The 16029-nt window shown below is 65.8% G+C and carries 18 protein-coding genes; 11 read left to right on the plus strand and 7 right to left on the minus strand.

What is annotated here, in order from left to right; genetic code table 11:
* Positions 1-4 precede the first annotated feature (4 nt).
* The 3 genes from ASF32_RS19295 to maiA form a co-directional block, all read right to left on the minus strand.
* Positions 5-328 (minus strand): hypothetical protein, encoded by a 324-nt coding sequence (locus ASF32_RS19295; protein ID WP_056432122.1) that lies wholly within the window; start codon positions 326-328, stop codon positions 5-7.
* A gap of 61 nt (positions 329-389) precedes the next feature.
* Positions 390-1721 (minus strand): NAD(P)/FAD-dependent oxidoreductase, encoded by a 1332-nt coding sequence (locus ASF32_RS19300; protein ID WP_056432125.1) that lies wholly within the window; start codon positions 1719-1721, stop codon positions 390-392.
* Between the two features lie 115 nt (positions 1722-1836).
* Entirely contained in the window at positions 1837-2481 is a 645-nt protein-coding gene (maiA, locus tag ASF32_RS19305) for a maleylacetoacetate isomerase (RefSeq protein WP_056432128.1), read from the minus strand.
* Between the two features lie 600 nt (positions 2482-3081).
* On the opposite strand from maiA, the gene dgcN reads away from it, so the two are divergent.
* The 5 genes from dgcN to coaA all read left to right on the plus strand — a co-directional run bounded on the left by dgcN (position 3082) and on the right by coaA (position 7536).
* Positions 3082-4104, plus strand: a complete 1023-nt coding sequence (gene dgcN / locus ASF32_RS19310; protein WP_056432130.1) for an N-acetyltransferase DgcN — start codon at positions 3082-3084, stop codon at positions 4102-4104.
* The gene (gene dgcA / locus ASF32_RS19315; RefSeq protein WP_056432132.1) at positions 4101-5090 is read left to right on the plus strand and encodes an N-acetyl-D-Glu racemase DgcA; all 990 of its coding nucleotides are present in this window, start codon (positions 4101-4103) and stop codon (positions 5088-5090) included. The genes dgcN and dgcA overlap by 4 nt, the downstream gene beginning before the upstream one ends.
* A gap of 207 nt (positions 5091-5297) precedes the next feature.
* Entirely contained in the window at positions 5298-6074 is a 777-nt protein-coding gene (hisF, locus tag ASF32_RS19320; protein WP_056432135.1) for an imidazole glycerol phosphate synthase subunit HisF, read from the plus strand.
* 98 nt (positions 6075-6172) lie between these two features.
* Complete coding sequence (locus ASF32_RS19325) at positions 6173-6496, plus strand: phosphoribosyl-ATP diphosphatase (protein ID WP_056432137.1); 324 nt, start codon at positions 6173-6175, stop codon at positions 6494-6496.
* A gap of 65 nt (positions 6497-6561) precedes the next feature.
* A complete protein-coding gene (coaA, locus tag ASF32_RS19330) occupies positions 6562-7536 on the plus strand; it encodes a type I pantothenate kinase (RefSeq protein WP_056432456.1) in 975 nt (324 codons plus the stop codon).
* Between the two features lie 18 nt (positions 7537-7554).
* Here coaA and thpR read toward each other — a convergent pair whose 3' ends face one another.
* Together thpR and ASF32_RS19340 are read right to left on the minus strand one after the other, a co-directional pair.
* Entirely contained in the window at positions 7555-8097 is a 543-nt protein-coding gene (gene thpR, locus ASF32_RS19335) for an RNA 2',3'-cyclic phosphodiesterase (protein WP_056432141.1), read from the minus strand.
* 4 nt (positions 8098-8101) lie between these two features.
* On the minus strand, positions 8102-8725 hold the full coding sequence (locus ASF32_RS19340) for an arylesterase (RefSeq protein WP_056432459.1): 624 nt from the start codon (positions 8723-8725) through the stop codon (positions 8102-8104).
* Between the two features lie 72 nt (positions 8726-8797).
* On the opposite strand from ASF32_RS19340, the gene ASF32_RS19345 reads away from it, so the two are divergent.
* From ASF32_RS19345 to ASF32_RS19360, 4 genes are all read left to right on the plus strand, one after another.
* Positions 8798-9571 (plus strand): ABC transporter ATP-binding protein, encoded by a 774-nt coding sequence (locus ASF32_RS19345; protein ID WP_244477881.1) that lies wholly within the window; start codon positions 8798-8800, stop codon positions 9569-9571.
* A gap of 39 nt (positions 9572-9610) precedes the next feature.
* Positions 9611-12181, plus strand: coding sequence for an FtsX-like permease family protein (locus tag ASF32_RS19350; protein WP_056432144.1), 2571 nt, complete (start codon positions 9611-9613; stop codon positions 12179-12181).
* Between the two features lie 306 nt (positions 12182-12487).
* Positions 12488-13255 carry a Bax inhibitor-1/YccA family protein gene (locus ASF32_RS19355; RefSeq protein WP_056432147.1) on the plus strand — a complete coding sequence of 256 codons (768 nt, stop codon included), beginning with the start codon at positions 12488-12490 and terminating at the stop codon, positions 13253-13255.
* Between the two features lie 102 nt (positions 13256-13357).
* Entirely contained in the window at positions 13358-13600 is a 243-nt protein-coding gene (locus ASF32_RS19360; RefSeq protein WP_244477882.1) for a hypothetical protein, read from the plus strand.
* A gap of 9 nt (positions 13601-13609) precedes the next feature.
* Here the strand turns inward: ASF32_RS19360 and ASF32_RS19365 are convergent, their stop codons facing one another.
* Positions 13610-13984, minus strand: coding sequence for a DUF2794 domain-containing protein (locus ASF32_RS19365; protein ID WP_056432152.1), 375 nt, complete (start codon positions 13982-13984; stop codon positions 13610-13612).
* A 456-nt stretch (positions 13985-14440) separates the two neighbouring features.
* Between ASF32_RS19365 and bluB the strand changes: the two genes are divergently transcribed.
* Both bluB and ASF32_RS19375 read left to right on the plus strand, forming a co-directional pair.
* Positions 14441-15091, plus strand: coding sequence for a 5,6-dimethylbenzimidazole synthase (bluB, locus tag ASF32_RS19370; protein WP_056432155.1), 651 nt, complete (start codon positions 14441-14443; stop codon positions 15089-15091).
* Positions 15092-15278: 187 nt separating this feature from the next.
* Positions 15279-15794 (plus strand): L,D-transpeptidase, encoded by a 516-nt coding sequence (locus ASF32_RS19375; protein WP_056432157.1) that lies wholly within the window; start codon positions 15279-15281, stop codon positions 15792-15794.
* Between the two features lie 8 nt (positions 15795-15802).
* Here the strand turns inward: ASF32_RS19375 and ASF32_RS19380 are convergent, their stop codons facing one another.
* Entirely contained in the window at positions 15803-16021 is a 219-nt protein-coding gene (locus ASF32_RS19380; RefSeq protein WP_056432467.1) for a DUF1674 domain-containing protein, read from the minus strand.
* Between the last annotated feature and the right edge of the window lie 8 nt (positions 16022-16029).

Below are 16029 nucleotides of genomic sequence, written 5' to 3' on the forward strand. Positions count from 1 at the left end.
AGGCTCATTCGTCCGCGGGGGCCGGCTCGTCTTCCGGTTCCGGCTCTGCCGTCCAGGCGGTGGCAAAGGCGGCCAATTGCATCGCATCCTTGAAGGCCATCACCGAGACGCTGCGTTCCGTCGGCATCGCGCCCGGATAGGGAGCGATCAGCACGGTCTCCTGCGATAGGCGTGCGCCCGGCGCTTTCTCGGCGATCCAGGCCTCGGCCTCGGTGCACAGCCGTGCGGGATCCGAAGGATGGCGCGCCCGGGAATCCGAGCGCAGCACCAGGACGTAGGGGCCAAGGGTAGGATTGCGCTGCTGCACGCCCTGGATGATGTCGATCATGCTCGTGTCTCGTCACGTTTCTGCCGTGGGCGAGGCGCGCCCCCCGCCAACCCGGCCGTTCTCAGTGCAGTTTGACCCGCGGTTCGGTGCGCCGCGTCAGCGCGCGAGCCATGGCATCGAGCGCCGTCTTGATCGTGCCGTGCAGGGCCTGCTCGTGCATCTTGTAGAGTGAACGGTACATCATCCGCGCAAAGAGGCCTGCGATGAACAGGTTCTTCCCCTGGATGAACCCCATCAGGTTGCCGACCGTGGAATACTCCCCGAGGGAGACCAACGAGCCGAAATCGCGATACTTGAACGGCTTCAGGGTCCCGCCCGCCATCTTGACCGGAATCTGCTTGATCAGGTGGCTCGCCTGCTGGTGCGCTGCCTGGGCGCGAGGGGGGATCGGGGTATCCGAGCCCTTCTCCACCAGATAGGCACAATCGCCCATGGCGAAGATGTCGGGGTCGCGGGTCGTCTGGAGCGTCGGCGTCACGACGAGCTGATTGTTGCGCGTCGTCTCCAGGCCGCCGATCTCCTGCAGGAAGGGCGGCGCCTTCACGCCAGCCGCCCAGACGACGAGCTCGGAGGGAATAAAGCCGCCATCGGCGAGCTGAACCCCATCGGGGCGGACCTCGGTGACACGCGCTTGGGTGCGGACCTCGACACCGATCTTGTTCAACAGCGTCATGACGTCGGCGGACAGACGCTCGGGGACTGCCGGCAGAATCCGGTTCGCCGCTTCGACGAGGGTGATCTTCAGATCCTTGGCAGGATCGATCCTGTCGAGACCGGTAGAGGCCACGTCACGGGTCGTGCGATGAAGTTCCGCCGCGAGCTCGGTTCCGGTGGCGCCGGCTCCGATCACCACCACGTGGAGCTGCCCGGCCCGCACCGGACCGACCTGGGTATGGGCGCGCAGCATGCCGTTGATCAGGCGCTGGTGGAACCGCACCGCCTGCTCCTGCGTGTCGAGGGCGATGGCGTTCTCCTTCACCCCCGGCGTGCCGAAATCGTTGGTGGTCGAGCCCACCGCGAGGACCAGCGTATCGTAGGGAATCGAGCGGACGGGCGTGACCTCACGCCCCTCGGCATCGTGGCTCGCGGCGAGCTGGATCGTGCGCGCGCCGCGGTCGAGTCCCGTCATCGAGCCGATTCGATAGCGGAAATGATGGCGGTGGGCGTGGTGGAGATAGTCCACCGCATGGTGGCCGACATCGAGGCTGCCAGCGGCGACCTCGTGCAACAGAGGCTTCCAGATATGAGTGCGGGCCTTGTCCACGAGGGTGACGTGAGCCTTGCCTTTCCTGCCCAGCGTGTCGCCGAGCTTGGTGGCCAGCTGAAGCCCCGCCGCGCCTCCGCCGACGACCACGATCCGATGCAGGTTGTCCACGGTTTCGCCCGGTACCATGCGTTCCTCGTCTTCAGCGTTGAGCGGCAGGCCGTACGCCCTTTTTGTCCGCTCGGGTATTATAGGCAAAATCTTTTTGAACGGCAGCCTTCGTCGTGCAGGCCGGCTCTACGTCTTAAGCAGGCGCACCCGGCTGGCGGAGGGGATGCGCTTTCGCGAAAGCCTCCTGCGACAGGCAATCCTCTGCGATCCGCTTCACAGTGGGATAGGGAGCTGTCTCGACGCCGAAGATGCCGGTGCCGACCCAGAGGCTCACGAGGCACAGATCGGCGTGGCTGATCGTGTCCCCTTGCGCGTAGCGACCGGTGCCGGGCTCGTGGGCGAGGCGGGTCTCGAGCGTCTTCAGCCCTGTCTCGAACCAGTGCCGTACGAAACCCATCATCTCGTCTTTCGGGATGTCGTAGGCCGACATCAGGTAGTTGCGCACACGCGGGACGTAGAGCGGATGGGTGTCGCAGGCGACGACCTGCGCAAGGGAACGGGCGCGTGCCCGCGCCCTCGGCTCCTTCGGCAGTAGGGCCGGTTCGGGGTGGATGTCCTCGAGATAGTCGAGGATCGCCAGCGATTGGGTCAGGGGAGGGCCGTCGCCATCGAAGAAGGCCGGTACTGCCGCCTGCGGATTGATGGCGAGGAAATCCGGCTTGTACTGGTCGCCAGCGTCGAGGTCGATGAAGGTCTCCTCGCAGGGAATCCCCTTCAGGTTAAGGGCGATACGGACCCGGAAGGCGGCGGCCGAGCGCCAGTTGCCGTACATCCTCATGCCCATCTCCCTCACCTTTGTCTGGCGCGGACCACACCCGACAAAGGCGCCGGTTGCAAGGGATGATCTTGTCGTAGTTCATCACGAGCGTGGCACGAGAGGATGGACGACGTGTCGAGCTTCTTCATCCGCGGCGGCATCGCTACGCTCGATGAATGACCCTGTTCGCGTATCCTCGAGTGTCGGGTCACTCGGTTTGCTGCCCGATGGCCGCATTGCGCCAAACGAGAGAGCCAGGCGTGGCGGGATCCGGCCTGGCCCGTTCGAGCCCCTAGAACGACCGGCCGTAATCGTACCCGCCGCATCAGTCCGTTGCTCCCTCGGAAGCTTGCGATACTCCTCCCCCTACCTCTTGGGCGGCATCCTGCATCAGTTTTGCTCTTCTGCCGTGACGTCGGGCACAGCCTTCGGCCGAGTGCCTCGGAACGATCCGGCGTCTTGGCTTCCCCTTGCAGGCGAGGCGGCTTCACCGTGGAAGCACAATTCCGTCTGCGTCGATTGCGGGGTTGGCGGCAGTCGCACATTTGGCAGCGCCGCCCGGTTCGCGCATAGACGGCGGGACACGGTCGACAGCCCCCGATTGCGACGGATGCCAGCGCGATGCAGATCGAAACGCCCTACCTGATGTTCCTCGGCGACGTGCCGGATACGCTCGCCGCCAAGACGGCTTACGGCATCGCCGATTGGCGGCCCGAATGGTGCGTCGGCCAGCTGCGCCTTCCCGGATGCGCCGCCGATCTCGGCATCCCCGATCTCACCCTGAGCGACGCCGTGGCCAAGGGCTGCAAGACCATGGTGATCGGCGTCGCCAATGCGGGTGGTGTGCTGCCCCCGCATTGGGTGTCCGAGGTGGTCACAGCGCTCGATGCCGGTCTCGACATCGCCAGTGGCCTGCATGTGCGCCTCGGTTCGATCCCCGAGATCGCCGAAGCGGCCGAGCGGAACGGGCGGCAGCTTCACGATGTCCGCCACACCAGCGAGACCTTCGACACGGGCAAGGGCACGAGGCGGCCCGGCCGGCGCCTGCTCAGCGTCGGCACCGATTGTTCGGTGGGCAAGAAGTACACGGTCCTCGCCCTGGAGCGCGCCATGCGGGAACGCGGGCTCGATGCAGATTTCCGCGCTACGGGGCAGACTGGGGTGTTCATCTCCGGGCGCGGCGTCGCCATCGACGCGGTGGTGGCGGATTTCATCTCCGGCGCCGTGGAGTGGATCGCCCCGGCGGCGGATCCTGACCACTGGGACCTGATCGAGGGGCAGGGGTCGCTCTACCATCCGTCCTTCGCGGGCGTGAGTCTGGGGCTGCTTCACGGCGCCCAGGCCGATGCCTTCGTGGTCTGCCATGAGCCGAGCCGCACCACCATGCGCGGGGTCAAGCACCCGCTTCCCTCGATCCAGCAGGTGATCGACCTGACGATCCAGCTCGGAAGCCTGACCAATCCCGCCATCTGCCCTGTCGGCATCGCCGTGAACACGCAGAAACTTCCGGAGGACGAAGCGCGAACCCTGCTCCAAGACCTCACTCGCGATCACGGGCTGCCCGCCACCGATCCGGTTCGCTTCGGTGTCGACGGCATTATCGACCGGATGCTCGCGGAATTTCCGGCCGGGAGCGCCGCATGAGCCGCCGCCTCACCGTCGCCGTGGAGCGCTTTCCTATCGCTGGCGCTTTCACCATCGCTCGAGGCAGCCGAACGGAAGCCGTGGTGGTACTCGCGACCATCGTCGATGGGGCAGACGGCCATGTGGGGCGCGGCGAATGCGTCCCGTATCCACGCTACGGAGAATCCCCCGAGAGCGTCTGCGCACTAATCTCTGAACAGGCCGACGCCATCGCCTCGGGTGCCACCCGCACGGACCTGCTCACGCGAATGAAGGCTGGCGCCGCACGCAACGCCCTCGATTGCGCCCTGCTCGATCTCGAGGCCAAGCAGATCGGCCGGCCGGCCTGGGAGATTGCCGGGCTCAGCGCACCGCAGGTCGCCACCACCGCCTACACGTTGAGCCTCGGTACGCCCGAAAGCATGGAGGAGGCCGCCCGGGGGGCTGCCCATCGCCCCCTTCTCAAGGTCAAGCTCGGCGGTGAGGGCGACCCCGAGCGCATCGCCGCAGTGCGTCGCGGCGCACCGCATTCACGCCTCATCGTCGATGCGAACGAGGCGTGGCGCGCGAACACGATCGAGGCGAACCTCGCCGCCTGCGTCGCTGCGGGCGTCGGCCTGATCGAGCAGCCGCTCCCGGCAGGGGAGGACGACCTTCTCGCCCAGATCCCGCGGCCGATTCCGATTTGCGCCGACGAAAGCCTGCACGACCGTGCCGGCCTCGATGCTCTCTCCAACCGCTACGATGCCATCAACATCAAGCTCGACAAGGCCGGTGGCCTCACCGAAGCAGTGATGCTGGCGCACGAAGCGAAGGCGCGAGGCCTCTCGCTGATGATCGGCTGCATGGTCGGCACCTCGCTCGCCATGGCCCCGGCGATGCTGCTCGCCCACCATGCCGATTACGTGGATCTCGATGGGCCGCTGCTCCTGGCGCGGGACCGCGACCCGGCTCTGCGCTTCGACGGCAGCCTCATCCATCCTCCGACACCCGATCTGTGGGGATAGGGCCACCGGAATCATCGCGGGGACGCCAAACCCGGCTGACGCGGATCACGAAAGGGTGTTTCGGCAGGATCGGCCGCCTTTCAAATCTGCAGAGTTGATCCTGCAAAATCGTGCCGATCCGCACCATCGAGTTGACGGAACGGTGCCCGGACGGGCATGGCCCGATGCCTGCGACCGGAGTCCGGCTGCAAGCGTGACAGGTCCACCATGTTGAAGACCCGCATCATCCCCTGCCTCGACGTGAAGGACGGGCGCGTCGTTAAAGGCGTCCAGTTCCTCGAACTGCGCGATGCCGGCGATCCCGTCGAGGCGGCCAAGGCCTATGACGCGGCTGGCGCGGACGAACTCTGCTTCCTCGACATCACCGCGAGCCACGAGGCGCGCGGCACCCTACTGGATGTGGTGAGCCGGACCGCCGAGGCCTGTTTCATGCCGCTCACCGTGGGTGGAGGCGTACGCACGGTGGAGGACATCCGCACGCTTCTGCTCGCCGGGGCCGACAAGGTCTCCATCAACACGGCGGCGGTGAAGGATCCCTCCTTCGTCGAGCGTGGTGCTCTCAAATTCGGCAGCCAGTGCATCGTGGTCGCCATCGACGCCAAGCGCACCTCGGCGCCAGGGGAGCCCGATGCCTGGCAGATCTTCACCCATGGCGGGCGCACCCCCACCGGTCTCGACGCCATCGACTTCGCCCGCACCGTGGCGGCTCGCGGCGCGGGTGAGCTTCTGGTCACCTCCATGGACCGCGACGGGATGCGCTCGGGCTACGACATCGCCCTGACCCGGGCGATCTCGGACGCGGTCTCCGTGCCGGTCATCGCCTCCGGCGGCGTCGGCGGCCTCGACGACCTCGTGGCGGGCGTGCGCGACGGGGGCGCCAGCGCGGTTCTCGCCGCATCGATCTTCCATTTCGGCCAGCACAGCGTCGCCGAGGCCAAGGCACATATGGCGGCGGCCGGCCTGCGCATGCGGCTCGATCCGTAATGCGCCCCCTCGTCCCCACCCTTGCCCAATTCCGCCCCGTGCCGCAGGCTCCGGCCCGTGGAGCGCGCGGCCCCGCCCGTCAACGTCCCTAGGATCGCATGACCGATTTCACTCTGAGCGACCTGGAGGCCGTGGTGGCCGACCGCGCCGCCGCACCACCGGACCAATCCTACACCGCCAAGCTCCTTGCCGGCGGGCCGGCAAAGCCCGCTAAAAAACTCGGCGAGGAGGCCGTCGAGGCCGCCATCGCCGCGGTCCAGGGGGACCGGGCAGGCTTGGTGAGCGAGGCGGCGGATGTGCTCTACCATCTCCTTGTTGTGCTGCGTGCCGGCGGCATCGGCCTGCCGGAGGTGATGGCGGAACTTCAGCGTCGTACGGCGCAGAGCGGCATCGCCGAAAAGGCGGCCCGGAGGCAGACGTGACCGTCGAGCCCCAACGGCCCGTGGCCTCCGTGATTGGGCGCGAACCGGCTCTCGGCCGCGGCCTCGTGCTGGGCCAGGATCCCGTGACTGGGATCGGCCCGGAGCGACTGTCGCCCTACCGACTGTTTTCCCGGGACGAGTGGGCCCAATTGCGCGCCGAGACGCCGCTCACCCTGACGAGCGACGATGTCAGCCGCCTGCAATCCCTCAACGATCCCATCTCCATCGAGGAGGTGGTGGCGATCTACCTGCCCTTGTCGCGTCTTCTCTCGCTCTACGTCGCGGCCACGCAGGGGCTGTTTAAAGCAACCCAGCGCTTCCTCCTCGCTGAGCACGAGGCCAAGGTCCCCTACATCATCGGCGTCGCCGGATCGGTGGCGGTGGGGAAATCCACCACGGCCCGCGTGCTAAAGGCACTGCTGGCGCGCTGGCCCAATACTCCGAAGGTCGATCTCATCACCACGGACGGGTTCCTGCACCCGAATGCCGAGCTGAAGCGCATGGGCGCGATGGAGCGCAAGGGGTTTCCCGAGAGCTACGACACGGCGGCGCTTCTGCGCTTTCTCACCGACATCAAGGCCGGCAAGAAACGCGTGGCCGCGCCGCTCTATTCCCACCTCGTCTACGATGTGGTGCCGGGCGAGGAACGGGTGGTGGAATCCCCCGACATCCTCATCGTGGAAGGCCTCAACGTCCTCCAGCCGGCGCGCCTGCCGCGCGATGGGACCGCGATCCCCTTCGTCTCCGACTTCTTCGACTTCTCGATCTATCTCGACGGTCACGAGGACGACCTGCACCGCTGGTACGTCAACCGCTTCCTGCGCCTGCGCCAGACCGCCTTCCGGGATCCGCTCTCGTATTTCCGGAAATACGCCGAAGTGACGGAGGCCGAGGCCCTAGAGATCGCCGACAATCTTTGGACCACGATCAACCTGCCCAACTTGCGCGACAACATCCTGCCGACGCGCCAACGAGCGAGCCTGATCCTGGCCAAGGGCGCGAGCCACCGTATCGAGAGCGTAGCGCTGCGGCGGTTGTGAAACGGCCCATGAGCGTCGTTATCCTAGCGGATACGCCGCCTCCACCACATACGGTCCTCCGCCTCGCGATTCCCGCGCCGAGAACAGCGCCACCCGTGTTGCGGTGAACCTCAGCGTCGCAAAAAGCCCCGCCTCGGCGATGTACCCTGCCACATCCGCCGCCTGGGTGTCGCGGCGGTTGAGGCGGGCGAGCGTGACGTGCGGCGTGAACTTGCGCCGTTCCGGCTCAGCTCCGGCTGCCCGGGCGATGCGCTCGTGCTCGTCTTGCAGGTCGAGCAGGTCGGGTGAAGCCGCTACGCTGGCGATGATCGCGCGAGGTTTGTCCCCGCCGAACGCGTCGAGGCCGGACAGCGTCACGTTGATGAATGGGCGCGGGCGCGCGTCGACAAGTCCCGCATGAAACGCCTCGGCTACATCCTCTTCAACGTCGCCGAGGAAGCGCAGGGTGATGTGAAGGTCACCGCGCTCGATCCAGCGCGCGCCGCGAAGGCCGCATTGGTAGCGCGTCAGCGCCTCCGCTGCGTCGTCCGGGATTTCTATGGCTGTGAACAGGCGGGGCATCGGGTTACTTCGACGCCGTGCCGAGCTTGTCGAGGAAGGTCTCGACGGTGGGCAGGATGCCGGCCACGATCGTCTCGACGCCCTTCACGTTGGGATGGAGCCCGTCTTCTAGGTTGAAGCGCCGGTCGCCCACGATGCCATCGAGGAAGAACGGGTAGAGGACGAGTCCGTATCGCGAAGCCAGATCAGGATAAATCGCGTCGAACCGCGCGACGTAATCCGGCCCGAGATTGGTCGAGGCCTTCATGCCCGCGAGCAGGACCGGAATGTTGCGGGCCTTCAAGCGTGATACGATGGTGTCGAGGGCCTTCTTGGTCACGGCGGGATCGGTGCCGCGCAGCATGTCGTTGGCACCGAGTTCGAGGATCACCCCATCGGTCCCGTCCGGAACGGACCAGTCGAGCCGGTCGAGGCCCCCGGTGCTGGTGTCGCCGGACACGCCGGCATTGGCGATGGAGACCTCGCGTCCCCTTGCCTTCAACTCGCGTTCCAGCACTGAGGGGAAGGCCGCTGCCGAGGGCAAGCGATAACCGGCCGTGAGGCTGTCGCCGAAGGCCACGATGTTGAGCGGGCGGGAGGCGGCGTGGCCGATTCCTGTTCCAGCGCCGAGTGCGGCAAAGAGCGTCATCGCGAGGGCCGTCCGGCGCGAGTGCTGGCGCGGCACTCTCCGACCGACCATATCGACGCCGATGCGTGACGTATGACACAGACCCATTCGCGCACAGCCCTGACCTATGGTGTTCATGACGATGATCTCACACAGATCGGTCCTGCCTTGATACCCGGCAAGGTCCAGAGCCCGGCGATCGCCCTTTCGAAGATCGATCTCAGTCTCGGCCGGGGGGCGGCCCGGGTGCATGTCCTGCGCGGCATCTCCCTCGAAGTAGCGCGCGGCGAGGCTGTAGGGCTGGTCGGCCCCTCGGGCTCCGGCAAGTCGACGCTTCTCATGGTGATGGCCGGCCTGGAGCGCGCGGAATCGGGAAGCATCCATGTGGAGGGCACCGATCTCGGGACGCTCGACGAGGATGCCCTCGCGCGGTTTCGTGGGCGGCGCATCGGCATCGTGTTCCAGGCCTTCCATCTGGTGCCGACAATGACGGCCCTGGAGAACGTCGCCCTTCCCCTCGAACTCGCCGACAAGGCCGACGCACATGAGCGAGCGAAGGCCGAACTCGAAGCGGTCGGCCTCGGACACCGTCTCCATCATTATCCGGCCCAGCTCTCCGGGGGAGAGCAACAGCGTGTCGCCATCGCTCGTGCCATCGCTCCGGACCCGGCAATTCTCGTTGCCGACGAGCCTACCGGCAATCTCGACGAAGCCACGGGCCGCCAGATCGTGGATCTGCTCTTCGCACTCAAGCGCGACCGGGGCGCGACCCTCGTCCTTGTGACCCATGATCCCGGCCTCGCCCGGCTCTGCGACCGCACCGTGCGCCTGCGCTCCGGGCGGGTGGATGAGGCGGTGGCGGCGTGATTCCGCTGAACTCCCGCGTTCGGCGGAGGGTCTGACCCCATGCACGGCACCCTGCCTCGGCCCGCTCCGAAACCGAGCCGCGTTCCACTGACGCTCCGCCTCGCATTCCGTGAATTGCGTGGCGGCCTTTCCGGTTTCGCGGTGTTCCTCGCCTGCATCGCGCTTGGCGTCGCGGCCATTGCCGGTGTCGCCTCGATCTCGCGCTCGCTCACGGATGGTCTCGGCCGCGAGGGCAAGCGCATCCTCGGCGGCGACCTGACCTACAGCCTCATAAACCGTGAGGCGACATCGGACGAGCGTGCCGTCCTCGACGCACAGGGCAAGGTTTCGGTGGTGACGACCCTGCGCGCCATGGCTCTGGCTGGCGATAACGGCGCGGCCCTCGTGGAAATGAAGGCCGTCGACGGCGCCTATCCCGCCGCCGGGGACCTCGTGACCGACCCCGACACGCCGCTCTCTGGTCTGCTGGCCGAGAAGGATGGGGTATTCGGCGCGGTCGCCGACCTGCTCCTTCTTACGCGCCTCGACCTGAAGGTCGGCGATAGGATCGAGATCGCCGGTAAGCCGATTGCCATACGTGCCACTCTGGTCTCTGAGCCGGACAAGATCGCCAACGGCATCGGCTTCGGCCCGCGCCTCCTGGTTTCCGCCGCGACCCTACAAGCGACGGGGCTGATCCGGCCGGGCAGCCTCAACCGCTGGAGCTATCGCATCCAGGCGCCCGAGGCCGACGATGCGGAGTTGGAACGACGGATCGCAACCATCGCCAAGGCAGCACCGGACGCGGGCTGGGAGATGCGCTCGCGCTCAAACGCCGATCCGCGCTTTGCCAAGAGCGTCGAGCGCTTCACCCAGTTCCTCACTTTGGTCGGTCTCACCGCATTGATCGTCGGCGGTGTCGGCGTCGCCAATGCGGTGAACGCCTTCGTCGCGAGGAAACGCGGCTCCATCGCTACCCTGAAGAGCGTCGGCGCGCCGGGCGGACAAGTGGTCGCCATCTACCTGACGCAGGTGATGCTGGTCGCCGGCCTCGGTACCGCATTCGGCCTCGTGATCGGGGCGGGATTACCGTTCCTCCTCGACATGCTGTTCCACAATGCGCTTCCGCTGCCGCTGAACCCGACCCTAGCACCAGGGGAATTGCTGCTCGCCGCTGCCTACGGCCTTCTGACGGCGCTCGCCTTCGCCATCATTCCTGTCGGCCACGCCCATGATGTGCCGGTCTCCGGCCTGTTCCGAGACGTCATCGATCCCGACACCCGCAAGACGCGGCTCCGCTATCGCCTGATCCTTGTCGCTGCGCTCGCGACCCTGGTAACGCTGGCGCTCGCCACGGCGTTCGACCGCAGGGTGGCCTTGATGTTCATCGTGGCGGCCGGACTTGCCTTCGGACTCCTGCGCCTCGTCGCTCTCGGCCTCATGGCTTTGGCGCGGCGTCTGCCTCGCCCGCGCTCGGCCGCGCCCCGCATGGCGCTCGCCAACCTGCACCGCCCCGGTGCCCTTACGCCCGCTATCGTCCTGTCCCTGGGCCTCGGCGTGACATTGCTGGTGACGCTGAGCCTGATCGACGCCAATGTTCGCCGGACGCTGACAAGTTCCTTGCCGGCCCGTGCACCGAACCTGTTCTTCCTCGATATCCCAGCGGCGGAAGCGGACGGGTTCCACGCGGCTCTCGGCCAACTCGCGCCCGGCGCCAAGATCGAGCGCGTGCCGATGATGCGTGGGCGCATCGTCGCCATCAACGGTGTTCCGGCAGCTGCGATCAAACCGCCGGAGGATGCCGCCTGGGTGCTCGATGGCGACCGCGGCATCACCTATGCCGAGGATCTTCCCGATGGATCGAACCTCGTTGCGGGCTCCTGGTGGAACGCCGAGGAGGGGGCGAAACCCCTGGTCTCGTTCGACTCGGAATTGGCGCGGAGTCTCAGTCTCTCCGTGGGCGGCACCGTCACGGTGAACGTGCTCGGGCGGAATCTGACGGCCACGGTCGCCAATCTCCGCAAGGTCGAATGGCGCAACCTCGGCATCAACTTCGTAATGGTGTTCTCTCCCGGTACCTTCCGGGGCGCGCCGCACTCGGACCTTGCCACCCTGACGCTGGGCGGCGGGTCGGATGCCAAGGCCGAGGCCGTGATCCTACGCGATATCGCACGCGCCTTCCCGTCTGTGACCAGCGTACGGGTGAAAGACGCTCTCGATACGGTCAACGATATCGTCGGCAAGCTGGTGCTGGCGATCCGTGGCGCTAGTGGCGTCGCCGTGGTGGCGAGCCTGTTCGTTCTCGCGGGCGCCATCGCGGCGGGACACGGAGCCCGGTTGTACGACGCCGTCGTGCTGAAGGTACTGGGCGCCACCCGGGGTCGCCTGCTCCTGGCCTACACGCTGGAATACGGCGCATTGGGGCTAGCCACCGCCGTGTTCGGGCTCCTTGCCGGAACGCTGGCCGGTTGGGCCATCGTCACCCGCGTGATGAAGCTCGACTTCGCCCTCGACCTCTCGGGCGCCCTCGTCGCATCCGCCCTCGCGGTGGCGTTCGCGATCCTCCTCGGCCTTGCCGGGACTTGGCGCATCCTCGGTCAGAAGCCGGCACCTTACCTGCGCCGATTCTGATCCGGGCGAGGATAGGCCTATCCTCGCGAGTTCGGTGGGAATGAGCCGGCGAAAGTCATGCTTTATGAAATGTCACTATAGCTCTACCGTGCCGGGTGAATGATGAACCCGATTTAATCCGCGCGGCTGCAAATAAAGATCGCGCTCAGAAGCTATGATTCTGGGCGCACAAAGCTCGGCCGCCCCCTTGTGCGGAGCGGCATGACGGAACATATTTCGGCTCAAGGCGCGGTCACGTGCCAGAGGTCCTGTGCGTGAGCCTCGGTTCCAAATCACACGCTGAGAGAGCTTCCAAGGGAAACTCCCATGGCATTCGATAATAGCCCCTTCCGCTACGGCGCCCAGCCGCAGGGTTATGCTGGCTCGCAGGTCGAGGTCGACCAGGGCCTGCGCACCTTCATGCTCGGCGTCTACAACAACATGGTCATCGGCCTCGGGATCTCGGGCCTCGTGGCCCTTGGCCTGAACATGGCTGCGACCGCACAGACGGCGACGGGCAAGCTCGCCCTGACCCCGTTCGGCCAGATGCTCTACACCAGCCCGCTGAAGTGGGTCCTCATGCTGGCGCCCCTCGCGTTCATCTTCATCTTCACGATGCGGATGGATAAGATGTCGGCCTCGTCCGCTCGACTGACCTTCTTCGCCTTCGCGGCGGTGATGGGCGCGTCGATGTCGACCCTGCTGCTCGTCTTCACGGGCGCCAGTGTCGTCCGGGTCTTCTTCATCACGGCGGCCACGTTCGGCGGTCTCAGCCTCTACGGCTACACCACCAAGCGCAGCCTTTCGGGGATGGGCTCGTTCCTGATCATGGGCGTGATCGGCCTGTTCATCGCCTCGATCGTGAATATCTTCCTTGCTTCCAGCGCACTTCAGTTCGCCATCTCGGTTCTCGGCGTCCTGATCTTCGCGGGCCTTACCGCCTACGACACGCAGAAGCTCAAGGAGATGTTCCTCTACAGCGGTGCCGATGCCGAAGGCGCGGCCAAGCTGTCGGTGAACGGCGCTCTGACCCTCTACCTGGACTTCATCAACATGTTCCAGTTCCTCCTCCAGCTCCTCGGCGACCGTCGCTAAACGAGCTTTATGGGACACGGAGCGAGAAGGCCTCGGCGGAAACGCCGGGGCCTTTTGCGTAGGCTTCAGCAAGGCTAGGATGTTGCTGTGGGAAAGCCCGTAGTGCCGAAGATCGTGAGAGGTTCGGGGAGTGACACCCCACCCCCAAGCGATGTGCCGACTTACGCCATTGTCGGCGCGAGCGTTGCCGCCGCGATAGGCACAGGCACATGGGCCGGCTTCGGTGTCGGCATCGTCGTGGGCATCATCAGTTTGGTTGTCCTCGGCGGTCTGTATTCCGTGATCGCGTACCGGTTGGGTTGGCCCCCCATCCGATGGGAGACGATCCCGTTCTTCATTCCGTGACGTCAGGGTTCACACTACCCGTAAGGGCTTCTCCAACACCGCTAGGACGCGGGCGAGGTCATGGCCGCGCTTGAGCACAATGCCGGCGGCGGAAATCACCGAGTAAGCGCCCTGTCGACGGGCGAGCTTAGGATCCTTCTCGACCCTGAACAAAGCCGTCTCGGACGAGCGGCGATAGATCGAGAACACTGCCTTGTCGCGGCGGAAGTCGAGGGCATAGTCGCGCCATTCTCCGGCGGACACCATGCGGCCGTAGAGGTTGAACAGGGTCCTGAGTTCGGAGCGGTCGAAGGCGACCTGTGGTACAACCGGGGCCGTCGGGAAAGGCACGACGCGGTTGGACGAATCCTGCGATCGCGGCTCGGCTCCGATCCTCTCGTCCATCCTCGCTCCTCGGTTTCGGCGACCCAACGGACACCATAAAGAGCAGATGATGGGCCTCCCGATCCGAGGCCGCAAGCCCAGCCAACCGTCGAGTGCGCAGCGGCACCGGCTACGGACGGGCAACACAACATCACGATTTCGCCGCGTTATTGCCCATCGTCGGCCTTGATAGAAGATGATACCTGTGGCCGAACCTCGTCGGTTCCGTGCTCGGTCGGGTGACCGATATCCATGCTCCCCAGCTTTCGGGAGCTCGCCGATGCCACGGAAGCGGCACTCCAGAGGTTTCGAGACCCAAGGACTTCAGGCCGCCTCTCCGGAGTGCGGCCTTTTTTTCTGCCATGCGGGCGTGCTCTGGTCTAAAAACCTCTCTGGCTGCGGCAGGCGCACAATCACTTCTCTCCATGTGCATCTCGGCATTGGTCGCTAACAGGGTCCAGCGGTCATAAGCCCGCAATGAGGAGATGTCCGTTCGTGACGAGTTTCGACCCCGGCTTTCGCGAGACGCTTGGCGACCTGATTGCCTGGCGTCGAGACGTGCGCCGCTTTCGGGCCGATCCGGTCGACGACGCCGTCTTGCGCCAATGCCTCGACCTTGCGTGTCTGAGTCCATCGGTCGGCAACAGCCAGCCGTGGCGCTTCGTCCGCGTCACCGATCCTGACAGGCGGTCGGCGGTGGTTGATAATTTCGAGCGCTGCAACGGCAATGCGGCGGAAACCTACGATTCGGAGCGTCGGGAAGCCTATAACCGGTTGAAGCTTGCGGGTTTGCGCGAGGCGCCGATCCATCTTGTGGTCTTTTGCGACGAAGCGACGGAATGCGGCTACGGGCTCGGCCGCGCCACCATGCCGGAAATGTTACGCTACTCGGTGGTGACCGCCGTGCATACATTTTGGCTGGCAGCGCGCGCCCATGGGATCGGTGTGGGCTGGGTCTCGATCATCGAGCCGGACGGGGTTACCCGCCTTCTCGATGTTCCTCCGACGTGGCGCCTCGTTGCTTATCTCTGCGTTGGCTATCCCGTGGAGGAGCACGAGGATCCCGAACTCGTCCGGCATGGCTGGCAGGAGCGGGACAGGGCGGCGACCGGGCTGCTGGAGCGGTGAAGCTACCGGTCTTAACGAAAGCCTACCCGGATCATTCGCCTTTATCCGGAACACCCTAGGCCACGCTTAACTGCCCGGCGCGATATGCGTGCGTATCCCCCGGATAGGGCGCTCCGGTAACCGGAACCGCAACTTCGAGAGCTGCTTATCGTGAAGCTCACGGTCACGGTTTCGAGGACGACACCAAATGTTCGCGCGTCATGGGTTCACTGTTTATCTGGCCGGAACAATCCTCAGTGTCGGGTTTGCGGCGACACCCGCCGCATCCCGTGAGCTCGTTGCCTTTGATCAAGCGGTCATGCCCGGCACGGTCGTGGTCAGAACCTCAGAGCGGCGGCTCTACCTCGTCAACGGTGACGGCACGGCGATCCGCTATCCGGTGGCGGTGGGCAAGCCCGGCAAGCAATGGACCGGCGCCACCACCATCGACGGCAAGTATGTGGAGCCGGCCTGGTCGCCGCCGCGGGAGGTGAAGCGCGACAATCCGCGACTGCCCGACGTCATCGCCGGCGGCTCGCCGCATAACCCGATGGGCGCGGCGGCAATGACGCTTGCCGGCGGTGAATACGCCATTCACGGCACCAACCGCCCGAACTCGGTGGGCACATACGCATCTTACGGCTGCATCCGCATGTACAACCAGGATGTGGTCGATCTCTACGGGCGCGTCTCCGTTGGAACGCAGGTCTACGTCACGCGCTGAGACCTCGCTTAGAAATCGACGGCAATGCCTTTCACTTCCCAGTCGTCGTAACGAACAGGCTCGAGGCCGCCACGGCCCTGGCGTTCGCGCGCAGCGGAGATTTCCGCCGCCTTCGCATCGATGGCCGCGCGTCGGTCGGCAGCCTCGGCCAAAGCACGCTCGGCGGCGGGTGTCAGCCCCGCGCGGGACGGGATCTCGGCGTTTTCCGCGTTGTCGGGCGTTGTCATGGCTTGCA

It is taken from the genome of Methylobacterium sp. Leaf91 (genome assembly GCF_001422815.1).
Lineage (GTDB): Bacteria > Pseudomonadota > Alphaproteobacteria > Rhizobiales > Beijerinckiaceae > Methylobacterium.